Annotated in this window: 18 protein-coding genes; 9 read left to right on the top strand and 9 right to left on the bottom strand. The window is 37.2% G+C overall.

Annotation, left to right across the window (positions count from 1 at the left end):
* Positions 1 to 39: 39 nt before the first annotated feature.
* Complete coding sequence (locus EWU23_RS02730) at positions 40 to 1,356, top strand: alginate export family protein (protein WP_205753058.1); 1,317 nt, start codon at positions 40 to 42, stop codon at positions 1,354 to 1,356.
* A gap of 229 nt (positions 1,357 to 1,585) precedes the next feature.
* Here EWU23_RS02730 and EWU23_RS02725 read toward each other — a convergent pair whose 3' ends face one another.
* From EWU23_RS02725 to EWU23_RS02710, 4 genes are all read right to left on the bottom strand, one after another.
* Positions 1,586 to 1,870 (bottom strand): addiction module antidote protein, encoded by a 285-nt coding sequence (locus EWU23_RS02725; RefSeq protein ID WP_166228552.1) that lies wholly within the window; start codon positions 1,868 to 1,870, stop codon positions 1,586 to 1,588.
* The gene (locus EWU23_RS14330) at positions 1,851 to 2,015 is read right to left on the bottom strand and encodes a hypothetical protein (RefSeq protein WP_394367297.1); all 165 of its coding nucleotides are present in this window, start codon (positions 2,013 to 2,015) and stop codon (positions 1,851 to 1,853) included. The genes EWU23_RS02725 and EWU23_RS14330 overlap by 20 nt, the downstream gene beginning before the upstream one ends.
* A 354-nt stretch (positions 2,016 to 2,369) precedes the next feature.
* Positions 2,370 to 2,897 (bottom strand): REP-associated tyrosine transposase, encoded by a 528-nt coding sequence (locus tag EWU23_RS02715; RefSeq protein WP_166228550.1) that lies wholly within the window; start codon positions 2,895 to 2,897, stop codon positions 2,370 to 2,372.
* Between the two features lie 564 nt (positions 2,898 to 3,461).
* Complete coding sequence (locus tag EWU23_RS02710; RefSeq protein ID WP_166228548.1) at positions 3,462 to 5,567, bottom strand: ATP-binding protein; 2,106 nt, start codon at positions 5,565 to 5,567, stop codon at positions 3,462 to 3,464.
* A gap of 456 nt (positions 5,568 to 6,023) precedes the next feature.
* Between EWU23_RS02710 and EWU23_RS02705 the strand changes: the two genes are divergently transcribed.
* Together EWU23_RS02705 and EWU23_RS02700 are read left to right on the top strand one after the other, a co-directional pair.
* Positions 6,024 to 8,735 (top strand): bifunctional YncE family protein/alkaline phosphatase family protein, encoded by a 2,712-nt coding sequence (locus EWU23_RS02705; protein ID WP_166228546.1) that lies wholly within the window; start codon positions 6,024 to 6,026, stop codon positions 8,733 to 8,735.
* A 137-nt stretch (positions 8,736 to 8,872) separates the two neighbouring features.
* Entirely contained in the window at positions 8,873 to 9,436 is a 564-nt protein-coding gene (locus EWU23_RS02700; RefSeq protein ID WP_166228544.1) for a YceI family protein, read from the top strand.
* A 56-nt stretch (positions 9,437 to 9,492) separates the two neighbouring features.
* On the opposite strand, the gene EWU23_RS02695 is transcribed toward EWU23_RS02700, so the two are convergent.
* A complete protein-coding gene (locus EWU23_RS02695) occupies positions 9,493 to 10,929 on the bottom strand; it encodes a sodium:solute symporter (protein ID WP_166228542.1) in 1,437 nt (478 codons plus the stop codon).
* A gap of 64 nt (positions 10,930 to 10,993) precedes the next feature.
* Between EWU23_RS02695 and EWU23_RS02690 the strand changes: the two genes are divergently transcribed.
* The 5 genes from EWU23_RS02690 to EWU23_RS02670 are packed head-to-tail and all read left to right on the top strand — an operon-like array spanning position 10,994 to position 14,811.
* Complete coding sequence (locus EWU23_RS02690; RefSeq protein ID WP_166228540.1) at positions 10,994 to 11,326, top strand: ATP-dependent Clp protease adaptor ClpS; 333 nt, start codon at positions 10,994 to 10,996, stop codon at positions 11,324 to 11,326.
* Positions 11,327 to 11,335: 9 nt separating this feature from the next.
* Positions 11,336 to 11,941 carry a recombination mediator RecR gene (gene recR / locus EWU23_RS02685; RefSeq protein ID WP_166228538.1) on the top strand — a complete coding sequence of 202 codons (606 nt, stop codon included), beginning with the start codon at positions 11,336 to 11,338 and terminating at the stop codon, positions 11,939 to 11,941.
* A gap of 16 nt (positions 11,942 to 11,957) precedes the next feature.
* On the top strand, positions 11,958 to 12,665 hold the full coding sequence (locus EWU23_RS02680) for a superoxide dismutase (protein WP_317164283.1): 708 nt from the start codon (positions 11,958 to 11,960) through the stop codon (positions 12,663 to 12,665).
* Positions 12,666 to 12,668: 3 nt separating this feature from the next.
* Positions 12,669 to 13,634, top strand: coding sequence for an isopenicillin N synthase family dioxygenase (locus tag EWU23_RS02675; protein ID WP_166228536.1), 966 nt, complete (start codon positions 12,669 to 12,671; stop codon positions 13,632 to 13,634).
* A 4-nt stretch (positions 13,635 to 13,638) separates the two neighbouring features.
* Positions 13,639 to 14,811 carry a chromate transporter gene (locus EWU23_RS02670; protein ID WP_166228533.1) on the top strand — a complete coding sequence of 391 codons (1,173 nt, stop codon included), beginning with the start codon at positions 13,639 to 13,641 and terminating at the stop codon, positions 14,809 to 14,811.
* Here EWU23_RS02670 and rfbA read toward each other — a convergent pair.
* Genes rfbA through galE form a run of 3 tightly spaced genes read right to left on the bottom strand, consistent with a single transcriptional unit; the run spans position 14,808 to position 17,750 of the window.
* Entirely contained in the window at positions 14,808 to 15,668 is an 861-nt protein-coding gene (gene rfbA, locus EWU23_RS02665; RefSeq protein ID WP_166228530.1) for a glucose-1-phosphate thymidylyltransferase RfbA, read from the bottom strand. The genes EWU23_RS02670 and rfbA overlap by 4 nt on opposite strands.
* A 2-nt stretch (positions 15,669 to 15,670) precedes the next feature.
* Positions 15,671 to 16,726, bottom strand: coding sequence for a dTDP-glucose 4,6-dehydratase (rfbB, locus tag EWU23_RS02660; RefSeq protein WP_166228528.1), 1,056 nt, complete (start codon positions 16,724 to 16,726; stop codon positions 15,671 to 15,673).
* A 4-nt stretch (positions 16,727 to 16,730) separates the two neighbouring features.
* Entirely contained in the window at positions 16,731 to 17,750 is a 1,020-nt protein-coding gene (gene galE, locus EWU23_RS02655; protein WP_166228526.1) for a UDP-glucose 4-epimerase GalE, read from the bottom strand.
* Between the two features lie 153 nt (positions 17,751 to 17,903).
* On the opposite strand from galE, the gene EWU23_RS02650 reads away from it, so the two are divergent.
* Positions 17,904 to 18,737 (top strand): transglutaminase-like domain-containing protein, encoded by an 834-nt coding sequence (locus EWU23_RS02650; RefSeq protein WP_166228524.1) that lies wholly within the window; start codon positions 17,904 to 17,906, stop codon positions 18,735 to 18,737.
* On the opposite strand, the gene EWU23_RS02645 is transcribed toward EWU23_RS02650, so the two are convergent.
* A complete protein-coding gene (locus EWU23_RS02645; RefSeq protein ID WP_166228522.1) occupies positions 18,734 to 19,363 on the bottom strand; it encodes a 4'-phosphopantetheinyl transferase family protein in 630 nt (209 codons plus the stop codon). The two genes, EWU23_RS02650 and EWU23_RS02645, sit on opposite strands and share 4 nt — an antisense overlap.
* Between the last annotated feature and the right edge of the window lie 38 nt (positions 19,364 to 19,401).

Raw genomic sequence — 19,401 nt, 5'->3', positions numbered from 1 at the left:
GTTTTCCTTCTATTATTTAGCCTAATTATACCGAACATTTTGGCCCAAAATATTGCCAGAATGCGTCAGGATGACAATTTCACTTATCTAAAACTGGATACTAATCGATTTAAAAGTTGGGATGAGTCATTGAAGTACATTCCTTTTATTCGGCAAAGCACGCTAAGTTTTGGTGGGGAATGGAGAGAGCAATATCAATCCTATCAACATGTGAATTTTGGAGATGTGCCCGATAATTTTACAACGGAAAATCCACAGCAAATCATGCACCGAATGATGCTGCATGCTAATTGGGAATGGAGTCCACGATTTCGGGTATTTGCCCAATTAAACAATACACTTCGCTTCTTAAATGACAACCCAATAACCTCTACATTAGATCAAAATGCCTTGTCATTTCATCAGGCGTTTTTAGAATGGAATATTAAGCCCAATCTCGCTTTGCGTGTAGGTAAGCAAGAATATACCTGGGGATTAGAACGATTAATGGCCCTCAAAGAAGGACCCAATACGCGTCAGCCATATTATGGAGCCACCATTAAATGGCACCATGAAAATCAGAAAATTGATGCCTTTATTGCTAATCCAATTCGACAAAATACGGGCGTTTTTGATGATGTTCGTTCTTCTGAAGTGGTAGCCGGCAGTATCTGGAACCACACATTTTCTAAAAAAACAGACTTTTTTGATGCCTATTATTTTTACATGGAAAGTTCACAGCGGGTTTACTTCTTGAAGAATGGATTGGAAGCCAGAAATACGGTAGGAACTCGCTGGTATAGTGAAAAAAAGACGTTTAATTATGATGTAGAAATGGCGGCTCAATGGGGGCATTTTAACGATTTGACCATTCAAGCCTTTTTGTTTGTCTATGATTTTAATTACGAAATGAAGCGGCATTTTTTCCTAGGATTTAGTGGCAACTGGGTGCCTGGCGATGTATCGAATGAGGATCAACAATTAAATACCTTCAATACCTTATATTCTAGGCCTCCATTTGGACAAACAGTTTCCTTGAATATCACCAATACGCTGAATATTAGTCCATATATTCGATTTAGTGATAATCATAAATGGATGACTACACTACGTGCATCTTTGGTTCAAAGAGCTAGCCTGCGCGATGGAATTTTTACTCCTAATATGTCGGCATTGTTACCTGTACTAGGCCGTCAAATTGAAAGCGATGCCCGTGGGGTAGCCAATATTTTTGCTTTGGATGCCCATTATTTTGCCAATAAACATTTGACATTTCAATTTGAATTGGGTTTTTGTAAGGCAGGAGACTATTTAAAAGATTTAGGTCCAGGGAAAGACGTTCAATATTTGGCCACACGGGCGGCATATAAGTTTTAAAATTGAAATTTGGCTTCGGGAGCCTCAGCCAAATGCGAGAACCTCAGTTAACTTTATTCGCTGTTCGGCATGTTCCGAAGGGCATGTCGAACGACAGATAATGGGGATTTGTAATTCAATGTTAAATTTGGCATCGAGTGTCTCAGCCAACATTATTTCAAAGCTATTCGGCATGTTCCAAAGGGCATGTCGAACGACAGAGGGCAAACGGCTGTTGTGCGTTCGTTTTTTATGTGGTTAATGGATTTATATGTATTTGTCCTCCAACTGCTTTCAAAACTTTCATTATCGTTGAAAATTGAGGTTTGGATCCTTCCGACAGTGCTTTGTACAAACTTGGTCTGCTCATCCCTGTTTCTTCTGCAATTTTGGTCATACCAATTGCTTTTGCAATATGTCCAATGGCAGTAACAATATCAGCATCATTGCCTTCTTCCAAAACTGTATTTAGATATTCTGCAATCATTTCGTTGCTGTCCAAATAATCTGCAATGTCAAATTTTGACGTTTCCATTTCCTATTTTTTTATTTTTTTTCCAAATTTCTTTTGCCTTTTCAATGTCTTTTTGTTGAGTCGATTTATCACCTCCAATAAGTAGAATAATAATTTTCTGATCAATTTCTTTGAAATAAACTCTGTAACCTTTTGCGTAGTTTATTTTCCGTTCTTGAATTCCATCTCTAACGGGTTCGCAATCTCCAAAGTGTTCGTCTATTTCTATCTTTTGATTCGGAACAAAATTTTTGCTTTTGCTCTAAAGTCATTCAGTTTCTTAAACCACTTATCAAATTCCGTTGTTTTTTCAATAAAGAACATCTTCTGAAATGTATCCATTTGGATACAAATTTATGAATTATAATTTAAATGCAAAATCGGTTTTAAACGTTGGCTTTGAGAGCCTCAGCCAATGACCGCTGTTCGACATGTTCCGAAGGGTCATGTCGAACGACAGATAATGGGGATTTGAAATCCCGTATCAAAAAAGACATTTTCCATAAGATCAAAAGGACTATTATGCTAAATCAAGCTCCAACAATCCTTTTCTTGTACCATAATAATCGCTACAACTGCTATACATATATTCTTCTTCCTTTTCAATAAAGCCTGCTCTAACAGGATTTAAATGGATGTAATCTAATTTATTTTCAAAGAATGATTGACTTAGAATTTCTTTAGCATGATAACCAGCTTGCCAAAAACAGATTTGTTCATCTTTTGAAAATAGCCAAAGCAACCAATTTTTCCTGCTTTCTTTAGGATTGGATTTGATAGCTTCAAAAATTTGTTTAGAAGTGAATTTTTTGAAATCGCGGATGATGTTGGATAGATTTTCAACTTCACTGCTAACAATCAAATGGATATGATTAGTCATGATTACCCAAGCATGAATTTTTAGACCTTTCTTTAGTTGACAATAGTGTAAACTATCTAATAAGATATCGACATATAGTTTCCTCGTAAATATGTCAACCCATTGATGGACAGTACAGGTAATAAAATATTGTCCATGGGGTTCTTGAATGGAATACGCATGAGCCATGGTGATAGATCAAATTGACAAATAGTGGTGCTTTTGTTTTCAAAAATAAATCATCAAATGAACAATTGTAATCAGGAAACTGATAATTGAGGAAGCAAATCAGTTTATTGGAATTTTTAGATTTAAGGGGAGGTATCTGGGATTAAAAATCCCTGTCAAATAAACAGCAGAGCTGATAAAGTTGGCTGAGGTTCTCGAAGCCAACTTTAATATTATCATGGGATTACAAATCCCTTTTATCTGTCATTCGACATGACCCTTTGGAACATGTCGAACAGCGGAACAATTTTTGTCATTAAACTATCTATTTCAGCAATTGGATAATCAGATAGTTTTAGTTGTTTAAATTTTTCTACCATTTCTGTTTTTTATAATATCGCATAACGTTTTGGCGCTTGGCGAAGAAGCGGATTTCAAAGCTCTAAACTGTCTGCCAACAGTGAACTTAAATAGAAGCACTAAGCTTATTTATCCATTGAACCGCCAATTTCTTGTAGGTGCTGTTATAGGCTGGTGTTTCTGACCAATTTGTAATAGTTTCAAAACAAAAAACAATTCGGTCATTTATTGTAGTTTTTCAATAAAAATTTTATTTCGTTGTTTTGCTCTTTCAAGTAAGGTGGAATATTTTATAACCTCAGTATAGATTGCCCCGTTGTTTCTACCATCAAATCCTATCACTTTTGTTGATGGTCTAAATAAATAGTCGAATTGATAAGATTCTTCATAACTACTAACAGCCCCTAAAACATCTCTAGGTTCTATGCTCTCTCCTAATAAATAGCCGAAAAAGGTTGTGATTTGAAAATTATCGGCAGTATAGTTTCTTATTAAACCAGCATATTTATCTATTTGAGTCAAGTGGTCTGAAACATTTACATCAGGAGCTTTAAATTCAAGTATGATGCATTTGCCTTCTTCTGGAAAAAGTAAAACATCGGGTTTCTTTATTTTTCTATTTTCTCCAAGCGACCTTAAATATTTTTCTTCTTCTGTCGTAAAATCCTCTTTAAATAATTTATCACCTTCAATTTCAACTTGACTTAAAACAATATTTGAGCTGCCTTTGAAATAGATGAAGTCTTCATTTATAATCCACAAATCACTATTTTCTGGATTACTTTCACCTTGTTGAAATAATAAATCGTGAATTAATGCTTCATTTATTTCTCTACCTGATTGCTGAACTTCAAGTTTTTTGTCTAAAACTTTAGCTAATAAATCTAAAACAAGTTTTCTTCTTGCAACATAATGAGTCAACGATTTTTTGTTTTGAAGAGGAATAGCTTTTACAAGCTTATCTACCTCCTTTTTTAACTCTTGTAAATAGTTTGGTGAAGTTGTATCAAGTTTGTTTAATTGGTCAATAGAATCTTTTATGGAGGCGTCTAATAGAGCTGTTTTTTTTGCTTCTGCTTCATAAAATTTTTCTAATATTTTACTTTCAGAATCATTTATAGAGATATTAATTGATCCTGCTGTTTCGTCATCAATTAGAAACATTTCTTTTAATTGCTCAAGTTGCTCTAGATGTTCCTGCTGGACTTCTTCAATTTCAGGATACATTGTGTTTATTTTGTTATTTACTCCTTCTTGAATTTCTTCAAGCAATATTTCTTCTTCAGTAAATAAATTTCTGTTTTTTGTAAAGTTGTCAATTGATGGAATATTTAAAACTCCACGCATGTCGGAATCTCTGTCGTCAATATATTCACTTGAAACTAAAAATATATATCTGAACCCATTGACGTGTTCACCTTTTGGAATACTTTCAAGTTTTATTTCAGATTCTTCAACTATTTCACCTTTTGAAACAAGTTTTAAATCGTTGTTGTCAATTAAGTTCCTCGGAATACGAAATGAATCTATTTTGAATTCTTTCACTTTATCAAGTTTCTCAACAGATTTCCCATTTGACGAAATTTTTGAATATTGCAATTCAAGAGGTTCTGTTTTATCAATACCAGGAAAATCAGATTCTATAATACTTGTTTCACCTTTGAGTTCCCCTTGAATATAAAACTGAATGTCTATTTTCGGAATACTTGTCCGGTTGTGACAGAAATAATGAATGTATCTTTTCTTTAACTGCTCCTTTAATTCCGTTTGGTCTAGTTTGTTATAAATACCGCTGTTTTCTAGAAGGCCATTAAATGAAATTGTTGTTTTTGACGCTGTTTCATTCGTCTCTTTACAATATTTGTGGTAGATAATTGAATTTTTATCAAGAAACGCTTTCTTTTTTGATGCTGAAAACTCCCTTTCATAAAACTTTCCTTCTTGACAAAAAACGCTTTTAACTATAATATTATCAAAATAATGAACATACTGAATTCTTCCAGAACCTAGATTCTTGAAACCTTTTGTAATATCTCTAAAAGTATTGAATCGTTTAAATTGGTCGTCATCAAAACCGATTCCGTTATCTGATATTGAAAGTCCTGCGAAATTATATGAGTCAGGCACTGTGGTTTCAGCGCTGTTAATTCTTATAGAAATTTCACCTTTATATGAAGGTTCTGTTTTCTGTAATATTTTTATAGCTTCTAGAGCATTAGTAAATGCTTCGAATATTGGCTGTAAAGCTGTTCTGGATTTTGAAAAATTATGCAATACGCCTTTCCAATAAAGGGATTCTGGGACAATATATTGGTTATCTTCGTATTTCATTATTTTATTACATTTAATTCAATCACAAAGTTAGTATTATCGTTGTTATGTTAGTTTAATTAATGTGTCGTTGTTTCGTTGTTTACGCTTGTCTATATCTAACATATACTCGCTATTGCATAGCGTAAATATATGCGAAAATGGGTGTATTGGCGCTATTGGTTTACGTAAATTCAAATATAACATGTATTATAAATTATCATAAGGAGTACAGATATTTTGGAAGCTAACACTTTTCAACTTGATCAAACGCTGTTCGACATGTTCCGAAGGGTCATGTCGAATGAGAGATAATAGGGATTTGTAATTCCATTCTAAAATTAATCTTGGCTGAGGCCCTCGAAGCCAACTCTAATTTTTAGTCTGGGCTCTTTCAATTCAATTTCATGAAATTTTAATACATAATTGTTTAAGCTTATGTATAAGAGTTTTACCTTCGTTAAATTATTTAAACCTATGAACACTATATTAAAATCTATTTTCCTCTCATTTTGTGTATTTCAAGTTAGTGCACAAACAATTTTAGAAGTTCCAGGGCGAGATTTGCCAGCCAAAATTGACATCCATGGTTATTCCGTATTACCCTCTGGTCGATTGGTGAAACCGGCAGGTAAAACACTTCGAATCAATAGCGATCCATTTGGTATGGCTGTTAGTCCAGACGGTAAATGGGCCGTTACGCTGCATAATGGTGCTTTTACGCGCATTGATTTAGAAAAACAGGTCTCGAAACGCTTTCCGCCGTATGGAACACCTTCCAAACTTTCTCCTTATGGGAAAAGCACCTATTTAGGTATTGTCTTTTCTCCCAATAGTGAATGGATTTATTTCAGTGGAGGTGATTCAGGAAATGTGTTGGTCGTTGAATTATCGACAGGTAAAATCCTAAAGACTTTTAGTTTAAACGGAACTTTCAAAGGCTATGATTTTGACGATAGCTTTACTTCTGATTTGGTTTTATTGCCTGAACAAAACGAATTATTGGTCTTAGATCGTGCTAATTTCAGGATGGTTCGCATGAAAGCGGAAACGGGTGAAATTGTGGGGGTGGTTCCAACGGGTCGACAGCCTTTTGGTATTTCTTTAAGTCCTGATCATCAATTTGCCTTTGTTGCCAATGTAGGCATGTATTCATATCCCTTGATAGAAGGTACCACTTTAGCCAATTTACAATCTCAGCATATTCCATGGCATCCCTATGCCAATGACACGAAAGAATCTCGTGAAGGAACCGAAATGATGGGTAAAAAGATTCCTGGGGTTGGGGATCCTCGTTCTGACGAGGCTATGAGTATTTTTCAAATTAATTTGTCGAACAATCAAATTACCAAAAAATACAAACCAGGTTTTCAATTGGGTGAAATGGTGGAAGAGATGGAAGTTGTAGGTGGATCTAGCCCCAATTCCTTGGCCGTAAGTTCAAAATATGCTTACGTGAGTAATGCCACCAATGACAATATTGCGGTGCTGGATTATGCCACTCGACAAATTAAATCTCATATTCCCATCAAGTTAAACGCAGTTTTGGATAAGCGAAGAGGTTATTTGCCTTTTGGTTTGTGTCTTAGTAAAGACGAAAAAACGTTATACGTGACATTATTAGGATTAAATGCCGTGGCGGTTATTGATGTTCCAAGTCAAAAAACCAAAGGTTTTATTCCAACGGGTTGGGGACCTACTCGCGTTCGCCTTTCTGCGGATGAGAAAACACTTTATGTTACGACTTGTCGTGGGTATGGAGCAGGACCTAATGGAGGAAAAGATTTTAAGGCGCCGGAGCAAGGTTCCTATGTAGGGGATATTCAATTGGGTACATTCCAAACGATAGATATGCCGAATGAGTCAGAATTAGCAGCCTATACTCAGGAAGTCAAGAATAATACTTACCAAGAATTTTCAGCCAAGGGTAGGGGGAATAAGATTCTTTCTTTAGATAAAAACAAACAGGCTCAATCTCCGATTAAGCACATTGTTTACATCACCAAGGAGAACCGTACCTATGATGAGATTTTTGGTCAATTTCAAGGAGCTAATGGCGATTCTACCATCGCTCGTTACGGCATAAATCAAACCGTGGTCTTGCCAGATTCCTTAAAAACGACTTTCCATAACGTCAATGTGATGCCGAATCATTCACTCTTGGCAAAGCGATTTGCGATGAGTGATAATTTTTATTGTGACAGTGATGCATCCATCCACGGACATCACTGGATGGTAGGCGTGATACCTAATGAATGGGTTGAAGCCAATTCTAGCGTTAGTAAAACGGCTAAAATCTTCTCCAAAGCACCTGGAAGGAGACATCCTGGGACAACAGGAAGTATTGACCCGGAGGACTATGCCGAAGTAGGTGGTTTATGGGAGGCCTTAGAGCGCAAAAATATTTCCTTTTATAATTTTGGAGAGGCGAATGAAACAGCGCACAACAGAGAAGAATGGTTTGACACGTTGACAGGGGCGGGGCATGTGGTCATGGTTCCTATGCAAAAAGCCTTGTGGAAGAATACAAGTCATAATTATGCGGGTTTCAATACCGATATTCCCGATATGTTTCGTGCTGAGCAATTTGAATCAGAGTTTACCAAGATGTGGCTAAAAGGCAAGAAAAAAATGCCATCCGTTGTGACGATTCAATTACCCAATGACCATGGTGCGGATCCTAGGCCTGAAGATGGATATGTGAGCAATCATTCCTTCATGGCTGATAATGATTTGGCATTAGCCAGAATGATTAATTTCTTATCTACTACGCCATATTGGAAAAACATGTTGGTGATTGTCACAGAAGATGATCCACAAGGGGGAGTAGACCATGTAGATGCCCACCGAAGTGTCTTAATGATGGCTGGACCTTATGTGAAGCGCAATTATGTATCCCACAAACATGCCAATTTTGGTTCTTTATTGCGTTTGATTTATACCAATTTTGGGGTACCAAGTGTGAATCATTATGATCAAACAGCTACTTTATTGGATGATTTCTTTACGGACAAACCCGATTTCGGCTCAGTAGATTTTGTTTTCCCTGATCGTCGAATTTTTCAGCCAGAAGTAATGATGAAAAAATACAATAAGACCATTGATTGGAAGAAAATCAAAAAGCGGGTGGAGATGGATAATGTAGAGGAAATGCGTAAGGAACATTACAAAAGCCTAGAAGACAAGTAGACTTTTTTCGCAGGATTTTGGATTTTTGTCGCAAATTTTTCGACATCTCTGACGATTTTTTGATTTGTTAATTGGTTTTGTGTTATTTAATGGTAGTTTCGACTTCTATAATTAACCCATTAAAAAAAATTATTATTATGAAAAAATTACTTTTAGCTATTGCTCTTTTGTCATGTGGATTATCTGCACAAGCTCAGAAATGGAATGTAGACAAATCCCACTCTAAGTTAGGATTTAGTGTAGTTCACTTATCTATTTCCGATGTAGAGGGAGCATTTAAAATTACTGAAGCGACTATGACTTCAGCTAAAGATGATTTTACTGATGCAAAATTCAATATTGTTGCCGATGTAAATACAGTTTTCACGGATAACGAACGTCGTGATACACACTTAAAAAGTCCTGATTTTTTTGATGCAGTTAAATTTCCAACATTGACTTTCGCTAGTAAGTCAATTAGTAAAGTAGCTGATCGCAAATATAAATTGACTGGTGATTTAACCATGCACGGTGTAACTAAGCCAGTTACTTTGGATTTGGTGTTAAATGGAACTACGACAAATCGTCAAGGTAAAAAAATAGCCGGCTTTAAAGCATCTGGAGCAATCAACCGTACAGCTTGGGGTGTTGGTACAATGCCAGCAGCTATGGTAGGAGAAGATATTGAATTACGCGTAAGTGGCGAGTTTATTCAAGAGTAATTTATTATTTCTCGTTCTAATAAAAAGGCGGCCCTAGGTCGCCTTTTTTATGCACTTTATTTTTTAACGCGAATAGCCCAAAGTAGTGCAAAACAAATAGCACCGTTGAGGATCAATTTGGCAAAGCCAAAACCTCCAAAGAGCGCTTGTGATTGCCATTCTAGCAAGAATGTAATGATGGGAGAAGCTACACAAACGATAGGGACCCATTTGTCTTTAACCTGTGTTTTGGTAAATAATCCAAAAGAAAATAGACCCAATAATGGTCCATACGTATATCCTGCCAAGTTAAAAACAGCAGATATCAATTCCTGATTGTTAAATAGGTGAAATAATCCAATAACGACAAAGAACAAGGCTGAAAATCCTAGATGTACATAGTGCTTGATTTTATGCCTTTTTTGTTCTTGAAATTTCTCAATTCGTAAGAAATCAATACAAAATGATGTGGTGAGAGCAGTCAAGGCGGAGTCTGAGCTAGCATAGGAAGCTGCAATAATACCCAATAAAAAGGTGACTGCCGCCAAAGTACCAAAGTGCCCGTTTAGGGCTAACATGGGATATAAATTGTCTGTTTGTGCGGGAATAGCTATGTTTTTGCTCTGTGCGTAAATATATAATAATGCTCCTAAAGACAGAAATAGGATATTGATTAATAAAAGCACCCAATAAAACCAAAACATGTTTTTCTGCGCCTCACCAATGGATTTACAAGTCAGGTTTTTTTGCATCAAATCTTGGTCTAGACCCGTCATCACAATGGCAATAAATACCCCGGCAAGGAAGTCTTTTCCAAAGAAATGGGTGTTTTTCCAGTCCCACTCAAACATGTGGGAATATTTACTATCTGAAATGGTATGCACCATATCCATAAATCCCATGTTCATTTGTTGACCTACCAAAAAGATGGTAATAAACAGTGCGATCAGTAAGAATAAGGTTTGTAAAGTATCTGTCCAGATGATTGTTTTTACTCCTCCACGGTGGGTGTATAACCAAATCAGTAGGATAGAAATGAATACGGTTAATCCAAAAGGAATGCCAATGGGAGCGAAAATGGCAATTTGTAAGACATTGACAGCTAAATATAAACGGGCTGCGGAACCGATGGTTCTGGATAATAAGAAAAAGGCAGAACCTGTTTTATAGGACCAAAAGCCGAATCGACTTTCTAAATATCCATAGATGGAAATGAGATTTAAACGATAGTATAAGGGCATTAATACGAGCGCAATGGTCAAATAACCTAATGAATGCCCTAAGATTAATTGGTAATAAGTAAAGGATGTTTTGCCAACAGCCCCAGGAACTGAAATAAACGTTAATCCTGAGATGGAAGTACCAATCATCCCGAAGGCCACTAACCACCACGGAGATTGCCTATTAGCAGTAAAGAATGCGTGAGTATCAGCACCTTTGGAAGTAATGTAGGATATGATTAAAAGTAGGCCAAAATAGATGGCAAGAATTCCTCCGGCTAAAGTTACAGACATAGGTGTTTCAAAGGATTTTTTTTAAATTTGCTAAGAGGTCGTTTTTATAAATCATATCAAAAATATGGAATTCTCGGAAGATAACATTTCTCGTTTTCGTATTTCTTTTCAAAACCAAGAAAAGCATCAAGAAGATGTCGAGGTGGCCTTTGATGAAGAAGTCATAGCAGCCCATCAGTTGGTCGTATATAATGACGAGGTTAATTCCTTTGATTATGTCATCATGACCTTGATGGAAGTGTGTGAGCATAGTTCAGAACAAGCAGAGCAATGTACGCTTCAAATTCATTTTAGAGGGAGATGTGGCGTTAAATCCGGAGATTTTGATGAATTAGTTAGCATGCGAAATGAAATTTGTCGGCGTGGCATTTCTGCCGAAATAGAGTCTTATCAATAGCTTATGGCCATGAATAATTACCCTTCGCGGATTATAGAACAGGCGGTAGAAGAAATATCGAAGTTGCCAGGTATAGGGAAAAAGTCAGCCTTGCGTTTAGCGCTTCATTTATTGAAAAGACCAGAATCACAATCTTTGCAATTGGCACATGCTTTAGTTCAATTGCGAACTGAAACCCAATTTTGTCCTCAATGTCACATGATTTCTGATGGAGGTTTGTGTGGTATTTGCCATAGCCATAAGCGGGAAGAAAGTTTGATTTGCGTGGTTGAAGATATGCGAGATGTCTTAGCCATTGAAAATACGGGTCAGTTTATAGGCCTATATCATGTTCTTGGTGGAATAATTTCTCCTTTAGCGGGTATTTCCCCTAGTGATTTACAAATAGATTCGCTCATACAACGAGTTAGTACGGGTCAAGTTACTGAAGTGATTCTAGGACTTAGCCCTACTATGGAAGGAGATACAACGGCCTTTTATTTGACGAAAAAATTAAAAGAATTCCCCATTAAAATTTCCACCATTGCCCGAGGTATACCGATTGGCGGTGATTTGGAATATACGGATGAAATTACCCTTGGGCGAAGTATTGTCGGCCGAGTAGTTTATGAATAATTCTTTATCTACGCTCATGAAAAGATCACATTTTTTGCAGAAAACAGTCGGGCTTTTAGGCGCGAGTATGGTTTTACCTTCTTTTACATCTGAGGCTCAAAGCAGCCTAGAAACGGCACCATTTAATTTGCCAGCTTTAGCTTATTCATTTGATGCATTAGAGCCACATATCGACAAATTAACGATGGAAATCCATCATGATCGTCATCATAAGGCATATGTTGATAATTTGAATAAAGCCGTAACGGGTACTTCCGCTGCTTCTTTGTCATTGGATGCTATGATGGGCCAGATGAGCCAGTTGCCCGTGGCTATTCGTAATAATGGTGGTGGGCATTGGAATCATAGCTTTTTTTGGAAATTGATTGGTCCATCCACAGGCTCCAAACCAAGTGCTGATTTATTGGCGCAAATTCAAAAAGATTTAGGAGGTTTAGATAATTTAAAAGCTGAATTTGCGAAAGCTGCTACAGGTCGCTTTGGTTCAGGATGGGCTTGGTTAATTTGGAAAGAAGGAAAATTAGTGATTAATTCAACACCCAATCAAGATAATCCTTTGATGGACATTGCAGAAGTAAAGGGTACGCCAATTTTAGCTTTGGACGTTTGGGAGCATGCTTATTATTTGAAATATCAAAATAAGAGAGCGGATTACATTACTGCATTTTGGAATGTAGTCAATTGGGATTTTGTATCTCAACAATTTTCATCCATAAAAAAATAAACTATGTTGTTGGAAGAAATACCTTCTTTAGATTTGAATGAATTTAATTCAGTTGATCCTGTTAGAAAAGCCCAATTTGTTCAAGATTTAGGTAATGCCTTTAATACGATTGGCTTTGTTGCCGTAAAAGGTCATGGTTTGTCAGATGATTTTACCAAAAAATTGTATCAAGAAGTTGAGCAATTTTTTCAATCACCTGATGCATTGAAGCAAGCTTATGAAATACCGGGTATCGCTGGTCAACGAGGATATGTAGGAAAAGGGAAGGAGACTGCCAAAGGCTTTAAAGTCCCTGATTTGAAAGAATTTTATCACGTAGGTCAAAAGCATCAACCAGATGGAGATCCTGTTTGGAGTGAATATCCTGAAAATATTTTCCCCAAAGAATATCCTGATTTTGAGGCTTATACCGTAGGGGCCTATCACACCTTAGAAAATGCAGGAAAGTTACTTTTGAGGGCTATTGCCCTATATTTGGAATTACCCGAGGAGTATTTCGAAGATAAAGTGAAAAATGGTAATTCTATTTTACGCGCCATCCATTATTTCCCTATTCCTAATCCCGATGCTTTGCCAGAAGGCGCTGTTCGTGCTGCCGCCCACGGTGATATCAATTTGATTACCTTATTGATGGGTGCTTCTGCTGAAGGTTTAGAAGTACTTCGTATGGATGGAAAATGGATTCCTATCACAGCTTTACCCGACCAAGTGGTGGTGAATGTGGGAGATATGTTAGATCGATTAACCAATCATCATTTAAAATCAACGATTCATCGTGTGGTGAATCCTCCAAGAGAGAAGATGGGAACTTCCCGATATTCGATTCCTTTCTTTATGCATCCTAGATCGGAGATGGATTTAACTTGTTTGGAATCTTGCGTATCCATAGAAAACCCCAAAATGTATACCGATATGAGTGCTGGAGAGTTTTTAACAGAGCGCTTAATTGAATTAGGTTTGAAAAAATAAGCCCATGTGGAGAAAGCCCAAACATGTCGAATTTTTATGGGATGTGTTAGTGTTGGCTATGACTTCATTTGGAGGCGTACAAGTCCATATAGCCCTTTTTCTTAAAAAATTAGTCAAGGAAAAGGGCTATTTGACGGAAGATGAATTATTCGAAATTCAAGCTCTTTGTTCCTTTTTACCAGGACCTACTTCCACCCAAATGATTACCGCTATCGGTTATAAACGAGGGGGTGCCAATATGGCTTATATAACCTTAATTGCTTGGATTACTCCTGCGGTTTTTGTGATGACCTTGGCAGCATTTGGGATGACCTATTTGAGAAATAGAGAGATCATTCAGTTTGTAACCCCAGTAGGTATTGGTTTAATTCTTCAGGCTGGTTGGATTATGGCTAAAAAGTTCCTTCGAGCACCTATGTACATGTTGATATTTTTGTTCACAGTTGGTATAGGATTGTATATCCAAAGTCCTTTTATTTTTCCCTTATTATTATTGATCGGAGGTTTAGTTTCATCTCTAAATTTCAAAGACTTTCCTCGTCAGAATAAGCATAAAATGATTATTCCATGGGCTAATTTTCATTTATTTTGGGGTTTTGCGGCCTTTTTAGCTGTTTTGGGACATTTTACTGATTATTATCCTATTCGAATATTTGAGAATTTTTATCGAAACGGAAGTTTAGTTTTTGGAGGTGGGCAAGTTTTAGTACCTGTTTTATTTACGGAATTCGTAGAATTTAAGCACCTCATTCGGGAAGATGATTTCTTAACGGGTATGACTTTATCTCAGACCTTACCTGGTCCCGTATTTGCCCTAACGTCCTATCTTGGCGTATTATTGATGAAAGATTATGGCACATTGGGTGAACTTGCTGGTAGCGTTATCGGGGCTTTGGGTATTTTTTTACCGGGCACCTTTCTCATCTTTTTTGTGTATCGAATTTGGGGGCAGTTAAAGCAGTACCGCTTTATTAGAGCTTCATTACCGGGAATCCAATCCGTTTCGGTTGGTCTAACCATCGTGGCAGTTTATACCTTTATTCATCCGATGATTTTACAAGCGAACTTCATTGGATTCGGCATTGTGATTGTGACATTTTTGGTTGCTCAAATGACTAAGCTTCCCCCCATTGCCTTATTTGTGATAGCTTTACTAGCTGGAATTATCGTTTCTTAACGCAGTAGATTTAATAAATACTGGCCATATCCACTTTTAACCAAAGGTTTGGCAATTGCTTCTAATTGTTTGGCATCAATAAAGCCCATGCGGTAGGCCACTTCTTCAATACAGCCAATTTTCATTCCTTGGCGTTCTTCGATCACTTGAACAAATTGACCGGCTTGCATGAGCGAAGCAAAAGTACCTGTATCTAACCAAGCCGTTCCTCGGTTTAAAATACCTACTTTCAGTTTACCGCGTTTGAGGTATTCTTTATTCACATCCGTGATTTCATATTCGCCACGAGGAGAAGGAGCAATGTTTTTAGCAATTTCTACCACTTCATTGTCATAGAAATATAAGCCAGGCACTGCGTAATTTGATTTGGGTTGGCTGGGCTTTTCTTCGATCGACAAAACGTTATTATCGGCATCAAATTCCACCACTCCATAACGTTCAGGATCATTGACAGAATAGGCATAAACCACACCACCATCCGGATCATTGTTGGCCTGTAGCAGCTTACTTAAGCCTGAACCATAAAAGATATTATCTCCTAATACCAAGGCCACCTTTTCTTTCCCGATGAATTTTTCACCAATGACAAAGGCCTGAGCCAAGCCATTCGGTTCTGGTTGAACCGCATATTCAAAATGGCAGCCAATTTGTGAACCGTCACCTAATAATTTCTCAAAGTGAGGTAAATCATGTGGCGTAGAGATAATCAAAATTTCACGTATCCCAGATAACATCAAAATGGATAGGGGATAATAAATCATTGGTTTGTCATAAATGGGCATCAATTGCTTACTTACTGCCAAAGTCAATGGATGTAGGCGCGTTCCTGAACCACCTGCTAGAATAATTCCTTTCATTTTTATCTTCCTTGATACATGTTTTGATAATATTGCTGGTAGGCTCCCGAGGTCACATCTTTTAGCCATTTTTCATTGCTTAGGTACCAATCAACTGTTTTTTCTAATCCTTCAGCAAATTGTAAAGACGGCTTCCAACCCAACTCGTTCATGATTTTATGGGCATCAATGGCATAGCGCAAATCATGGCCAGCTCGGTCAGTCACATAGGTAATGAGTTGTTTTGAAGTTCCCTCAGCACGACCTAATTTATTGTCCATGATTTGGCATAATAAATGAACTAAATCGATGTTTTTCCATTCATTGAAACCTCCAATGTTATAGGTGTCTCCAATCTTTCCTTGGTGAAAAACAGTGTCTATTGCCCGAGCATGATCCACTACATAAAGCCAATCTCTCACGTTTTCACCTTTGCCGTATACAGGTAAGGGTTTGTTGTTGAGGATATTATGAATCATCAAAGGGATTAATTTCTCAGGAAAATGGTTAGGTCCATAGTTATTGGAGCAATTGGTGATGACAGTAGGCAAGCCATAAGTCTCATGAAAAGCCCTCACAAAGTGGTCAGATGAAGCTTTTGAGGCTGAATAAGGAGAACGAGGGTCATAAGGAGTTGTTTCTAAAAAGAATTCCTCAGGATTGTGTAATTCTCCGTACACTTCATCTGTAGAGATATGGTAAAAACGTTTTCCTTCGAATTGATTCGCCCAATGCTTTTTGGCAGCTTGTAATAAATTGACTGTTCCTATCACATTGGTTTTAACAAATGCTAAAGGATCAGAAATGGAGCGATCTACATGAGACTCGGCTGCCAAATGTAACACGCCATCGAATTGGTGTTCAGCAAATAAGGCATCAATATGGTCGGCATCCGTGATGTCAGCTTTAATGAAATGATAATTAGGTAAATGAGTGATATCCTCGTTGTTGGCTAAATTACCTGCATAAGTCAAAGCATCTAGGTTATAAATTTGGTATTCAGGGTATTTTTGAACAAACAAACGTACCACATGTGAACCAATGAATCCGGCACCTCCGGTAATGACTATTTTTTTCATACAATTATGATTTAAGAAGCTTCTCTTGCCATCTCCAAGAATCTGCCAAGGCTTCTTCTAAACTTTTTTTTGTTGACCAATGTAAGATATCTTTGGATTTATCAGTGGCGGCATAAACGGCCGTAATGTCTCCCGACCTACGAGGTTTTATTTCATAAGGGACTTTTTTCCCAGTTGTTTTTTCAAACGCATGAATCACGTCCAAAACTGAGCTCCCTGTACCTGTTCCAATATTAAAATAATCATAATAGGTGGCCTGGGACTGCTCTAATAAATAAGTTAATGCTTTGACATGTGCCTCTGCGAGATCACACACATGGATGTAATCACGTATGGCAGTACCGTCAGGTGTTGGGTAGTCATCTCCAAATACCTGCAATGGGCCACGTAAACCAGCCACAGACTGCATTAAAAAGGGCACTAAATTGGCAGGTGGTCCGAGGGGCAATTCTCCAATTAAAGCACTTTCATGAGCTCCAATGGGATTAAAATAGCGCAAAGAAATGGCTTTTAAAAAGGAGTTTTTGGCTTGCACGCTGTCCCGAATGATTTCTTCACAAATTTGTTTGGAATTTCCATAAGGTGAAACTGCTGGTTGAACAGGAGCAGATTCGGTTACAGGCAAGCTTTCTGGTTGACCATAAACGGTGCAGGAAGATGAAAAAACAAGGTTTTTAACACCATATTCGTTCATTTTCTCTAATAATAAGACCGTTGCTGCTACATTATTTCGGTAGTATTTCAAAGGGTTCTCTACCGATTCTCCTACCGCTTTTGCTGCAGCAAAATGAATGACTCCATCAATGGGAAATTGTTGAAATAGCTGGTCGTATACCGAAGCATCATTGATATCTCCTTCTACACAGATAACATCATCCTGGGTGATGGTTTTTAAACGATCAATTACCTCAGTAGATGAATTAGCAAAATTATCTACGATAATAGGAGTGAAGCCGTTTTCCTTTAAGACGACATAGGTATGAGAGCCTATGAAACCTGCTCCTCCAGTTATTAAAATATTCATAAATTGAATTGATGCTTCAATGAGCTAGCAAATTTAGGTTTATATTCTCTTGAAAAAAAATATATAAGCTCAACAATTATTGTATGGACTTACCATGTAAGCCGTTTGTAATTCGATACTTAGTCCTTATTTTTGATTTAAATTAAGACCCTTATGAAGGAACCAGCTATCAAAGCCATGATTCAACTGCTCGACGACAGTGATACTGAAGTCGTACAGTTGGTGGAGCAACAGATTCGAACCTTGGGGCCTTCCATCATTCCTGTGTTGGAATCAGAGTGGGAGCAGTTGAGTTTAAACCCTTTTCTTCAAGAGAAAATTGAAAATTTAATTCATGATTTTCAATTGGAATCCATGCGTAATCGATTGACGCTTTGGAAAGAAGCTGGCGGAATGGATCTCATGGAAGGAATGTGGATAGTAGCTACGTATCGTTTTCCTGATTATTCTTTTTCTCAATTAAAGACTGAATTAGACCAACTGTATTATGAAGTTTGGCCTCAAATCAGAGAAAATTTGCATCCCATGGATCAAATCAAGGTGTTGAATGGCGTGATTTTTGATCAATTAAAGTTTGGAGCTAATACCAAAAACTTCCATGCGGCTAATAATTCGTACATCAATGTCGTTTTAGAGAGTAGAAAAGGCAATCCAATTAGCCTGTGTGTGATATACATGTGGATAGCCCAACGACTGGGTTTTCCTGTTTATGGAGTGAATTTGCCTAATTTGTTTGTTTTAACGTTTAAACAAAAAGGAGTACAGTTTTATATCAATGTATTCAATAAAGGATTAATATTCAATCGTGTAGATATCGATAACTATTTGGCGCAGTTGAATTTAACTCCTAACGAAATTTATTATAATCCTTGCTCTAACCTCGAAATCATTCGTCGGGTGCTTAGGAATTTAATCATGGCCTATGATAAAGCTGGTGATGAAGAACATAAAAATGAATTGAACCAAATCATTGATTCCTTGGATTAATTTCGAATGGCTAGGCTAATCCAGAATTGGGGAAATTCTTCTTGCCAAAGATCAAAATCAAATTTTTCTTGGGCTAATTGGACAAAGCCTTTTTGTAGTGGAAATTGACATTCAAAACTGATTTCTTTTCTGAAATCAAGTCCAGGTTGATGTTGAGCTTTATAAATGGCCTCTTTTACCGTCCATGCGGCTAAGAGCTTTTGTTCATCCATTTCAGCCCAGGCAAGTTCGGTAGCCGAAAGGAATCTAGGAGCAATTTTCTGTATATTTCTGGCTTTTTTTTCTAGATCTAGGCCAATGTTTTTTTTATGGCTTATAGCTGCGGCTACATAAGGAAAAGAATGACTGATACTCATGTGCCAGTCGGACTCATGAAAAAATGGTCGGTTTGTACTTGATTTGACCAATTCTATTTCATGCCCTATATGTGTTTGGACTAATTTCCATAAGCAAAAACGGGCAGCCATGGATTCCAATCTTTTGAGCTCAAGGGCATGGTTGGGAGGAAGAGTGCTTTTCCATGATTCGGGAATTTGATCGAAAAAGGCCTCATTTTCAGAGATTTCCCACATCATCCAAGAAGTACCAGGAAAGCTTAATTCACGATGAGGGAAAATTTGAGGCATGGATGAGCGTATTTGCTTGTAAAATTACCATTTTTGTG

The organism is Aquirufa beregesia, assembly GCF_011090385.1.
GTDB classification, from domain to species: domain Bacteria; phylum Bacteroidota; class Bacteroidia; order Cytophagales; family Spirosomataceae; genus Aquirufa; species Aquirufa beregesia.
The sequence above is the reverse complement of the archived record's forward strand: the minus strand, read 5'-3'. Positions and strand labels throughout refer to the sequence as shown.